This window comes from Brevundimonas sp. CURTG3B2_SDJG, assembly GCF_057364705.1.
In genome coordinates this window covers 1-9,571 of sequence record NZ_JBNFOJ010000105.1, presented here as the reverse complement: position 1 = coordinate 9,571, position 9,571 = coordinate 1, and the positions used below count along the sequence as shown (strand labels likewise).

Genomic DNA, 9,571 nt, shown 5'->3' with positions numbered 1-9,571 from the left:
CCGTCGCCGCCGCGGCGGGCGCAGCGACCGTCGCCGCGACCTCGGCCGACAAGCGTCCCGTCTGGAGCGACGCCGGCGACGCCCCCTTCGAGGACGTCGACGAGACCCCGGTCTACGCGCGGGGCAAGAAGGGCAAGAAGAAATCCAAGGGCGGCTCGTCCAGCGAGGGCTGGGAGATCTTCAAGACCATCGCCTTCGCCCTGCTGATCGCCCTGGTGCTGCGCATCTTCCTGTTCCAGCCGTTCACCATCCCGTCGGCCTCGATGGAGCCGAACCTGTACGAGGGCGACTACATCGTCGTCTCGAAGTGGTCGTACGGCTATTCGCGCCACTCGATCCCGTTCAGCCCGCCGATCTTCGAGGGCCGCATCTTCGATCGCGCGCCGCAGCGGGGCGACATCGTCGTCTTCAAGCTGCCGCGCGACAACCGGACCGACTACATCAAGCGTTTGATCGGCCTGCCGGGCGACCGGGTGCAGATGATCAACAACGTCCTGCACATCAACGGCGCCCCGGTCCGCGACGTGGCCGTCACCGCCGAGCAGCTGACCAATCTGTATGGCCAGCAGATCACCCAGGCGAACGAGACCCTGCCGGGCGGCAAGACCTTCCGCATCCAGGACTTCGGCCCGGGCGGCGACCTGGACGACACCCCGGTCTACGAGGTTCCGGCCGGCTTCTACTTCATGATGGGCGACAATCGGGACAACTCGATCGACAGCCGCGTGGACCAGTCGGCCGGCGTCGGCCTGGTCCCCGCCGAGAACCTGATCGGCAAGGCCGAGATCATCCTGTTCTCCTGGTCGCCCGGCGCCTCGCTGTGGAACCCGGTGAGCTGGTTCGCCAAGGTCCGTCCGAGCCGGTTCTTCACCCTGCTCGACTGATGACGGCCAGGACCCCGGATCGTCGGGCCGAGGCGGTCCGCGCCCTCGCGCAGGCCCTCGGCCACGACTTCCGGGACCCGGGCCTGCTGGAGCGGGCCCTGACCCACGCCAGCGTGGGCGAGGGGGCCGAGCGCGACGCGCGCGGGCGGCCCTTCCTGGACAATCAGCGGCTGGAGTTCCTGGGCGACCGGGTCCTGGGGCTGCTGGTCGCCGACCGGCTGATGCGCGACTTCCCCGACGCCGACGAAGGCGAGATGTCCTCGCGCCTGCACGCCCTGGTCGACAAGGCCGCCTGCGCCCACGTCGCCGAACGCCTGGACGTCGGCCCCGCCATGCGACTGTCGCCGGGCGAGGCCAAGCAGGGCGGACGGCGCCGCGAGGGCGTCCTGGGCGACGCCATGGAGGCGATCCTCGCCGCCGTCTGGCTGGACGGCGGGATCGACGCGGTCCGCGCCGTCTTCGACCGGGCCTGGGCCGAAGAACTTTCGGCGCCGCCGAAGCGGTCGCTCAGCAATCCGAAATCCACGCTTCAGGAATGGGCGCTGGCGCAGGGACGGGGGCTCCCGGCCTACCGGATCGTCGACCGGACGGGCTCGGATCACGCCCCGACGTTCACCGTCGAAGTCAGCGTAGCCGGACATGCACCCTTGACCGCACAGGGCCGTTCGCGTCAGGACGCGGAGAAAGCGGCCGCCGTCGGCCTGCTGAAGCGTGAAGGCGTGATTTGACCGAACCCCAAACCCCTGGTCCCGAGAGCCAGCGCGCCGGCTTCGCCGCCATCATCGGCGCGCCCAACGCCGGCAAGTCCACGCTGGTCAACCGGCTGACCGGAACCAAGGTCTCGATCGTGACGCAGAAGGTGCAGACGACGCGCTTTCCGGTGCGCGGCATCGCCATCGTCGGCGACGCCCAGATCGTGCTGGTCGACACCCCGGGGATCTTCAGTCCGCGCCGTCGGCTGGACCGGGCCATGGTCGCCTCGGCCTGGGGCGGAGCCGACGACGCGGACGTGGTCGTCCATCTGGTGGACGCGGCCTCGCACATCGCCGCCGAGGGCCGCGACGGCCAGGCCGCCGACCGTCGGTCGGCCGAGGACACCCAGACCATCATCGCAGCGCTGAAGGCCGCCGGGAAGCAGGTCATCCTGGCCCTGAACAAGATCGACGGCATGCGCCGCGACACCCTGCTGGCCCTGTCCCAGTCGCTGTATGACACCGGCGTCTACAGCGAGGTCTTCATGATCTCGGCGCTCAGCGGCGACGGCGTGGACGACCTGGCCCAACGCCTCGCCCAGGCCATGCCCGAGGGTCCGTGGCTGTATCCCGAGGACCAGTCCGCCGATGTGCCAATGCGCGTCCTGGCCGCCGAGATCACCCGCGAGAAGGTCTATCTGCGAGTCCACGAGGAACTGCCCTATTCGGCGGCAGTCGAGACCACGGCCTTCGACGACCGTCCGGACGGTTCGGCCCGGATCGAGCAGACCATCTACGTCGAGCGCGAGAGCCAGCGCCCCATCGTGCTGGGCAAGGGCGGCCAGACCCTGAAATGGATCGGCCAGAAGTCGCGCGAGAGCTGACTGACCTGCTGGACCGGCCGGTCCACCTGTTCCTAACGGTCAAGGTCGATCCCAAGTGGCAGGATTCACGGGCGCTCTACGCCCAGTTCGGCCTCGACTACGACGTCTGACGCCTTGTTCCACGTTCCCAGACGCGCCGGGAACCATCCCCGGCTGACCTTCGGCCTCCTGATTCTCGTCCTCGCCTTGGCGGCGGCCGGCGTCGGCTGGCTGACCCTGCACCGCCCGCCGCTCGACGTCACGCCCGATCCCCTGCCGCCCCGTCCGCCGGTCGAGGTGGTCCAGGATCTTCCCCAGCTGAAGGCCCAGCTGGACCGCTGGGGCGGATCCGGCGCCTTCACCGGCGGCGTCCTGGTGGCCAAGGGCGACCAGGTGCTGTTCCGCCAGGTCTACGGCTATTCGGACCAGGCCCGGGGCCGGCCGCTGGCGCTGAGTTCCCGCTTCCGCCTGGCCTCGGTCAGCAAGCAGTTCACCGCCGCCGCCATCCTGCGCCTGCAGGACGAGAAGGTCCTGTCGGTCTGGGACCCACTGTGCAAGTGGATCCAGCCGTGCCCCGCGGCCTGGGAGCCCATCCGGCTGCATCACCTCCTGTCGCACACCTCTGGCGTGCCCGACCTGATGGCGCGCCCGGGCTGGGGCGCCCGCCGGGTCACGCCCGCCACGCCGGAGGAGTTGACTGAAGACTCCATGCGGTACGGCCTTCAGTTCCCGCCTGGAACGAAGGTGCGGTACGACAACGCCGGCTACAATCTGCTGGGCGCGGTCGTGGAGAAGGCCAGCGGCATGCCGCTGCACGACTATCTGAGGAAGGCCTTCTTCGAACCGCTGGGCATGGCCGACACCGGCTATGACGACGGCGCCTCCGACGTGGTCATGGGCTACGCCAACCTGTCCGCCGGCGCCCCGACGCCGCAGCCGGACGCCAACGTCAGCATCATCTTCGGCGCCGGCGCGCTGTACTCGACGCTGGACGACCTGCTGGTCTGGGAGCGGGCGCTGCATCGCGGACACGTGCTGTCGCCCAACAGCTATCGCCAGATGATCTCGGACCACGCGCCGGACGGCACGCCGGACGAGCGGGGCAAGCCGCGCCGGCTGTGGGGATACGGCCTCTACGAGAAGAGCCTGGGCAATCAGGTCAGCCCCGACTTCCTGGACCCGCAGATCTATCACACCGGCAGCTGGTCGGGTTTCCGCAACCTGGTGACCTATCAGCCGGACGCCGACGTGGTGGTGATCGTCCTGTCCAACAATTACCACTCGCGCGATGCGGTATTCCTGCTGTCTCAGCAGGGCATGGCCGAGGCCCTGGGGCGGCCGCTTCCCGACCGCCCTGGCCCGCTGATCAGCCCTCGCGGGCCCAGCGTTTGCGCCGCGCCAGCTCGGCCCGGCTGGGCGCGTCCATCTCGAACGAGCCGATCGGCACCGCGCCGGCCCGCTCATAGGTGCTGACCACGACCCCCGTCGTCGAAGGATGGGTCCGCTTCAGCGTCCAGGCGTGCGGCTGGGAGCCGTCGTCGAACAGCCGCTTGCCCCGCCCCAGCACCACGGGGAAGGTCAGGATCGTCAGTTCGTCGATCAGGTCGGCCGCCAGGAGGGTGTGGATGACCTCGCTCGATCCCTGGATCAGCAGGTCGCGGCCATCGGTCGCCTTCAGGTCGCGGACGGCCTGAGCCAGGTCGCCTTCCAGCCGATGGCTGCCGGCCCAGGTTAGGGGCGTCTCCGCCCCCGCTGCGACGAACTTGTCGATGCTGTTGAACTTGCGGCCGATCTCGTCGTCCATGAACGGCCAGTGGGCGGCGAAGATTTCATAGGTCCGGCGGCCCAGCAGAAGGTCGTAGTCCTCGCCCATGGCCTCGTCCATCAGCTGGCCCAGCACCTCGTCCCAGAAGGTGAACGACCACCCTCCAAAGGCGAAGCCGCCGCTCGGGTCCTCCTCGGGGCCGCCCGGCGCCTGCATGACGCCGTCCAGCGAGACGAAGCTCGCGGCTCTGATCCTGCGCATGATCCGATCTCCCTTCCAGGGCCTAGAAGAATCCCGGCGGCATCGGCCGGGTCTGGTCGTCCAGGAACGGCAGGATCATCGCCGCCAGCAGGGCGGGATCGCCGAAGACGTCGATGTGCGAGGCCCCCGGCAGGATGGCCAGGCGGGCCGGCGGCGCCTCGCTCAGGAAGGGCTGGGAGGCGCGCGCCGTGTCGCCGCCGCCGCGCAGGCGGTACAGCTCCACCGCGTGCTCGGGCCGGACGATGTCGTGGTCACCGATGATGATGAAGGTCGGCGAGGTCAGGGCGCGGATCTGTTCGGCGGGCCAGTCCTGGCCGCGGTCCATGACCTTGATCTTGTTGACCACGGAGGCGAAGGCGTCGGGGTTCGGCGCCAGGCGCTTGAACTCCTTCTCCATGACCGTGCCGGCGAAGACCTCGGGCGTGATGCCGTCCATCATCTGGGTGAAGCCGGGCAGGTTGCCCGCCTCGTTGAAGCTGACCGAGGCCAGGACCAGATGCTTGACCCGCTCCGGGTGGCGCAGCGCCAGTTGGAGCGCCGCGCCCGCGCCCATCGAATAGCCGACCACGTCGGCGGCCGGAACGCCGGCGTCGGCCAGGACCACGGCCGCGTCGTCGGCCAGGCCTCATAGGTGATCGGGCCGGGCAGGTCGCCGGTGCGGCCGTGGCCGCGCTGGTCCACCACGATCAGCGGCCGGTCGGTGATCCGGTCGGTCAGCGGCTTCATCGCGTCGATGGACATGAAGGCGCCGTGCAGCACCAGGACGGGCGTCTTGCCCGAGGCCAGGTCGCCGATCACGTGGTAGCGGATCACCCCGCCCTCGACGGCGGCGGCCCGTTCGACCGGCGCGGGCGAGGGCGCCTGTGCGGCGTGGGGCGCCGGGCTTGTAGGCGTCAGGTTCGTAGGGGTCTGGGCCGCGGCGGGCGAGGCGAGGGCTCCTGCGCCGGACATCAGGGCCAGGGCGGCGGCGGAGATCAGAAGACGGTTCGGCATCGGTGCGCTCCTTGGATTGAGGCGTGGAAGATCGATCCCGCGATCGGTCGTCGCGGGCGGTAACGCGTGAACTCGGGTCGGGCCTCAGGCCCGGACGGGCGGTGCGAGGTCTTCGAGCATCTCAGCCGCCCGCCGCCGTAACGGCGCGCAGGTGAGCCTCGAGCTTGTCCAGGCTGCCGGTCCAGCCTTCCTCCATGCCGCTGAGCGGGGCCAGGGCGGTCTCCTCGGCGTGCAGCACCTCGGCCCGGAAACTCATGGCGGTCCGGCCGTCGGGCGTTTCCTCGAACCGGACCGTTTGCTCGACCTTGAACCACAGGGAACCGTCGGGGTGGTTCACCCATGTCCGCGTGGTCAGGCTCTCGGGTTCATCCAGGGCGACGAACTCGCCGTCGAACGGATAGTCGCTTCCGTCCGGGGCGCGCATGACCATGTGGATGGCCCCGCCCGGCCGCACGTCCATGCGGACGACCGGCGTGGTGAAATGCTCCGGAGCCCACCAGACGCCGACATGGGCCGGGTCGGTCCACATCTTCCAGACCAGGGCGCGCGGGGCGTCGAAGGTCCGGTCGATCCGCAGGGTCCTCAGGGCCTCGGGGATGGCGGCGTGGATGGTCATGACGCGACGCTCCGACGGAAGGGGAAGAGGGTCCGCAGGCGCTCGTCCCGCAGCCACAGCCCGCCCCACATGAACAGGCCCAGGTAGAGGCTGAAGAGCTGATGGCTGAACAGGGGGCTGCCGGCGCGGATCTGGGTCGCCATCGCCCCGCCCAGCAGGCCCATGAACAGCACCGCCCCCAGCACATTGGTGCGCGGGTAGAGGTACAGGGCCAGGCAGGTCAGCTCGACGATCCCGATCGCGAAGGCGTAGCCCTGCGGCCACCCCAGCTGGGCCATCGTCTCCTCGGCCACTGGCATCCCGGAAAGCTTCGGAAAGACCGAAGCTCCCAGGATGAACAGGGCGAACAGGGCCGTCAGCACGCGGCCCGTCCAGACCATGGGCGAGGCCTTCACTTCGGCAGTTCCGGATTGGTGTTGACCATCCACGGCACGCCGAACTTGTCGATCAGCGAGCCGAAGCCCGGCGACCAGAACGTCGCCTCGAACGGCATCACCACCTTGCCGCCTTCGGACAGGGCGTCGAACCAGGCTCGGGCCTGGGCCCCGTCGTCGGTGTGCAGGGTCACGTCGAAGCCGTTCTTGGGCTTGTCGATGTTCGGGGCCCAGTCCTTGTCCATGTCGGCGCCCATGATCGCCTGGTCGCCGACCTGCAGCCAGGCGTGCATCAGCCAGTCCTTGTACTGCTCACCCATCGGCGGCATGTCGGCAGGCGCCTCGCCGTAGGGCATGGCGGCGATGAGCTCTCCACCCAGGATTTTGGCGTAGAACTCGAAGGCCTGGCGGCACTGGCCCTGGAAGCTGAGGCTGGTCACGATCTTCATGGTCGTTTCTCCCTTGTCGTCGTTGAACGCGTTATCGAATGACGCGCAGCACCGGCTGTCCCAGCGCGGGCTTGCGCAGCAGAAGCCCGGCCCACAACAGCAGCGCGACATAGACGCCGAACAGCAGGCGGGATGGGTCGGTCTGGCCCGCGCCCGAAAGGGCCAGAGCCGTGGTCAGAAGCGCCGCGCCGGCGACGGGCGGTGCGGGGGCAGGGGCGTAGAGGGGCGGCCGCGGCCAGCAGGCCCCAGCCCAGCAAGGCAGGAGGCGCGGCGACCTCGATCCCCGCCTGCAGCAGATCCGGCCGCCCGGCGAGCTTCAGCAGCGCGTCGGCCGTCACGAAGCCCGTGACCAGGCCGCTCAGCACCCGGCCGCACCAGACGAAGGGCGAGGCGGTCATGGCTCCTGGTCCTTCAGGAAGGCCTCCAGCCGCTCGAACGTGCTGGTCCAGCCGTGTTTGTGCCCGGTCAGGCTCTGCTCGGACTTCAGGCCCTCGTGGGTGAAGTCCATGCGGGTCCAGCCGTCGTCGGCGTCGCTGAGCTGAACGGTCACCAGGGTCTCCACCGGCGGGCCGTCCTCGTGCGACTCGTCCCACTTGAAGGTGAAGACCAGACGCTCGTTGGGCACGATCTCGCGATAGACCCCGCCCTGCCACAAATCCTGGCCGGTGTCGGGCGAGCGCAGGCAGACCCGCCACTCGCCGCCGACCTGCAGGTCCTGGCGGGCGCTGACCGCCGGCCATTCGACCGGACCCAGCCACAGCACCAGCACCTCGGGGTTCGTCCAGGCCCGCCACACCAGCGCGCGCGGCGCGTCGAACAGGCGCTGCATGTGCAGGGTCGGGCGGGTGGCGATGTCTTCGACGAGGGTCACGGGCGGGCTCTCAAGCGGGTCCGGTCGACGGCGGGGAAGGGGCTCAGTGGGTTTTCAGCAGCTCGGCCAGCTGGTCGGCGCACGTGCCCCAGCCTTCATGGAAGCCCATGGCCTCGTGCTGCTTCATGGTCTCGGCGTTCCAGTGGCGCGCGGTGGCGACGTATTCGGTCTTGCCGTCGGCCGTCGGGGTCAGTTCGACGGTGGCGACCATGAACGGCTGGCCGGCGGGCTTCCACTCGGGCGTCAGGGCGTCGGTGGTGATCCAGCGCTTGCCCGGCTCGACCGCCAGGAAGACGCCGCTGTTGGGATACACCTCGCCGTCCGGGCCGTGCATGACGAAGTTGAACACGCCGCCGGGACGGGGGTCGATCCTGATGTCCGACAGGGTCCAGGGGCGGGGCGCGAACCACTGCTGCAAGAGCTCCGGCGTCATCCAGGCCTTCCAGATTCGCTCGGGCGTCGCGTCCAGGGTGCGCCGCAGGACCAGGGCGTGCTCGTGGGCCACGCCGTCGGTGTTGCAGGGATTGTTCTCAGTTTCTTGGGCCACTGTCGTCTCCTTTTTGAATCTTCTTCAGGTAGGCGTCGAGGCGGTCGAAGCTGGCGTCCCAGAACCGGCGGTAGTGTTCCAACCAGTCGGCGACACCCTTCAGCGCCATGGGTTCGAGGCGGGCGGGGCGCCACTGCGCCTCTCGCCCCCGGCTGATCAGCCCGGCCTTCTCGAGCACCTTGAGATGCTTCGACACGGCCGGAAGGCTCATGTCGAAGGGCGCGGCCAGGTCGTTGACGCTGGCTTCGCCCTCGCACAGCCGCGCCAGGATGGCCCGACGGGTCGGGTCGGCCAGGGCGGCGAACTTGGCGGAGAGAGGATCGGTTTGCATGGGCCGGGTTCTGTATTGAACGTATCGGTTAAATGAACCAGCCGTCGGTCGTTGTCAACCGTTCGGTTAAATTAAAATCGGCGGCCGTCGCGGACGCCTGACGCTAGGTCGTCGCGCCGGGCTCGGCTAGCGTGGCGGAAGACCTTCCGGAGCTCGTCATGTCCCTGTCGCTGATCGCTCTCGCCGCCCTCGCGATCCAGACCCCTGGCACCACCGCTGAACACGCGGCCGTCGCCCAGGTGCTGGACCGCCTGAACGCGGCCTCGACCGCCGCCGACGGCCCGGCCTATTTCGCCCTGTTCACGCCCGAGGCGCGCTTCGTCGGCACCGACGCGTCGGAGCACTGGACCCTGGCGGAGTTCCGCGCCTTCGCGGAACCCTATTTCTCGCGCGGACAGGGCTGGTCTTACCCGGCCACCGAGCGGACCATCACCATCGCCCCCATCGACTGCCGCTGCATCGCCTGGTTCGAGGAGAAGCTGACCAATTCCAGCTACGGCGAGACCCGCGGTTCGGGCGTTCTGCGCCTGACCCCGGACGGCTGGAAGATCGAGCAGTACGTGCTCAGCTTTTCGGTGCCCAACGACAAGGCCGACGCGGTCGTGGCGGCGATCAAGGCCGCGGACTGACGAACCACCGCCGCACAAGGCGCTGGCGCGGCGGCGCGGCGATCTCTAGGTCCGTGTCATGGATTTCCTCGACGACGCCTTCGTCCTGTCCGCCCGCCCGCACGGCGACACCGGCGTCGTCGCCGAACTGCTGACCGAGACCCACGGCCGCCGGGCCGCCTATGTGGCGGGCGGAGCGTCGCGCCGGATGAAGCCCTTCCTGCAGCCGGGCGCTCGGGTCGCCGTCGAATACCGGGCGCGGACCTCGGATCACCTGGGCTCGGCGCGGCTGGAGCCGGTGGGGGGAGGGGCCCCAG

At 69.4% G+C, this 9,571-nt stretch carries 13 protein-coding genes and 1 pseudogene; 6 read left to right on the top strand and 8 right to left on the bottom strand.

Translation table 11 applies throughout. The annotated features are described in order from the left end of the window. The 4 genes and pseudogenes from lepB to AC2W7C_RS08840 all read left to right on the top strand — a co-directional run. The coding region (gene lepB / locus AC2W7C_RS08855) for a signal peptidase I (RefSeq protein WP_486001106.1) at positions 1–884 on the top strand (884 nt) is incomplete at its 5' end. Continuing rightward, positions 884–1,612: a ribonuclease III gene (gene rnc / locus AC2W7C_RS08850; protein ID WP_486001105.1), complete on the top strand. Its 729-nt coding sequence runs from the start codon at positions 884–886 to the stop codon at positions 1,610–1,612. The genes lepB and rnc, both read left to right, overlap by 1 nt. After that, positions 1,609–2,570: pseudogene (gene era, locus AC2W7C_RS08845) on the top strand (GTPase Era). The gene rnc and the pseudogene era overlap by 4 nt, the downstream one beginning before the upstream one ends. A gap of 4 nt (positions 2,571–2,574) precedes the next feature. After that, positions 2,575–3,912: a serine hydrolase domain-containing protein gene (locus AC2W7C_RS08840; protein ID WP_486001104.1), complete on the top strand. Its 1,338-nt coding sequence runs from the start codon at positions 2,575–2,577 to the stop codon at positions 3,910–3,912. Here AC2W7C_RS08840 and AC2W7C_RS08835 read toward each other — a convergent pair. The 8 genes from AC2W7C_RS08835 to AC2W7C_RS08800 all read right to left on the bottom strand — a co-directional run bounded on the left by AC2W7C_RS08835 (position 3,806) and on the right by AC2W7C_RS08800 (position 8,646). After that, positions 3,806–4,465, bottom strand: a complete 660-nt coding sequence (locus tag AC2W7C_RS08835; RefSeq protein WP_486001103.1) for a dihydrofolate reductase family protein — start codon at positions 4,463–4,465, stop codon at positions 3,806–3,808. The two genes, AC2W7C_RS08840 and AC2W7C_RS08835, sit on opposite strands and share 107 nt — an antisense overlap. Before the next feature lie 22 nt (positions 4,466–4,487). Beyond that, complete coding sequence (locus tag AC2W7C_RS08830) at positions 4,488–5,069, bottom strand: alpha/beta fold hydrolase (RefSeq protein ID WP_486001102.1); 582 nt, start codon at positions 5,067–5,069, stop codon at positions 4,488–4,490. A 510-nt stretch (positions 5,070–5,579) separates the two neighbouring features. Continuing rightward, positions 5,580–6,074, bottom strand: coding sequence for an SRPBCC family protein (locus AC2W7C_RS08825; RefSeq protein WP_486001101.1), 495 nt, complete (start codon positions 6,072–6,074; stop codon positions 5,580–5,582). Continuing rightward, complete coding sequence (locus AC2W7C_RS08820; RefSeq protein ID WP_486001100.1) at positions 6,071–6,454, bottom strand: DoxX family protein; 384 nt, start codon at positions 6,452–6,454, stop codon at positions 6,071–6,073. Before AC2W7C_RS08820 ends, AC2W7C_RS08825 begins: the two co-directional genes overlap by 4 nt. 11 nt (positions 6,455–6,465) lie before the next feature. After that, on the bottom strand, positions 6,466–6,897 hold the full coding sequence (locus AC2W7C_RS08815; protein ID WP_486001099.1) for a VOC family protein: 432 nt from the start codon (positions 6,895–6,897) through the stop codon (positions 6,466–6,468). Positions 6,898–7,291: 394 nt separating this feature from the next. Beyond that, on the bottom strand, positions 7,292–7,768 hold the full coding sequence (locus AC2W7C_RS08810; RefSeq protein ID WP_486001098.1) for an SRPBCC family protein: 477 nt from the start codon (positions 7,766–7,768) through the stop codon (positions 7,292–7,294). Positions 7,769–7,811: 43 nt separating this feature from the next. Then, a complete protein-coding gene (locus AC2W7C_RS08805; protein WP_486001097.1) occupies positions 7,812–8,315 on the bottom strand; it encodes an SRPBCC family protein in 504 nt (167 codons plus the stop codon). Then, complete coding sequence (locus tag AC2W7C_RS08800) at positions 8,299–8,646, bottom strand: ArsR/SmtB family transcription factor (RefSeq protein ID WP_486001096.1); 348 nt, start codon at positions 8,644–8,646, stop codon at positions 8,299–8,301. Before AC2W7C_RS08800 ends, AC2W7C_RS08805 begins: the two co-directional genes overlap by 17 nt. A 158-nt stretch (positions 8,647–8,804) precedes the next feature. Between AC2W7C_RS08800 and AC2W7C_RS08795 the strand changes: the two genes are divergently transcribed. Then, on the top strand, positions 8,805–9,275 hold the full coding sequence (locus tag AC2W7C_RS08795; RefSeq protein WP_486001095.1) for a nuclear transport factor 2 family protein: 471 nt from the start codon (positions 8,805–8,807) through the stop codon (positions 9,273–9,275). A 58-nt stretch (positions 9,276–9,333) separates the two neighbouring features. After that, a partial coding sequence (recO, locus tag AC2W7C_RS08790; protein ID WP_486001094.1) for a DNA repair protein RecO occupies positions 9,334–9,571 on the top strand: 238 nt, incomplete at its 3' end.

Coding starts and splice junctions, on each gene's coding strand:
- rnc (WP_486001105.1), top strand. CDS start 884: ATGACGGCCAGGACCCCGGATCGTCGGGCCGAGGCGGTCCGCGCCCTC.
- AC2W7C_RS08835 (WP_486001103.1), bottom strand. CDS start 4,465: ATGCGCAGGATCAGAGCCGCGAGCTTCGTCTCGCTGGACGGCGTCATG.
- AC2W7C_RS08825 (WP_486001101.1), bottom strand. CDS start 6,074: ATGACCATCCACGCCGCCATCCCCGAGGCCCTGAGGACCCTGCGGATC.
- AC2W7C_RS08820 (WP_486001100.1), bottom strand. CDS start 6,454: ATGGTCTGGACGGGCCGCGTGCTGACGGCCCTGTTCGCCCTGTTCATC.
- AC2W7C_RS08815 (WP_486001099.1), bottom strand. CDS start 6,897: ATGAAGATCGTGACCAGCCTCAGCTTCCAGGGCCAGTGCCGCCAGGCC.
- AC2W7C_RS08800 (WP_486001096.1), bottom strand. CDS start 8,646: ATGCAAACCGATCCTCTCTCCGCCAAGTTCGCCGCCCTGGCCGACCCG.
- AC2W7C_RS08795 (WP_486001095.1), top strand. CDS start 8,805: ATGTCCCTGTCGCTGATCGCTCTCGCCGCCCTCGCGATCCAGACCCCT.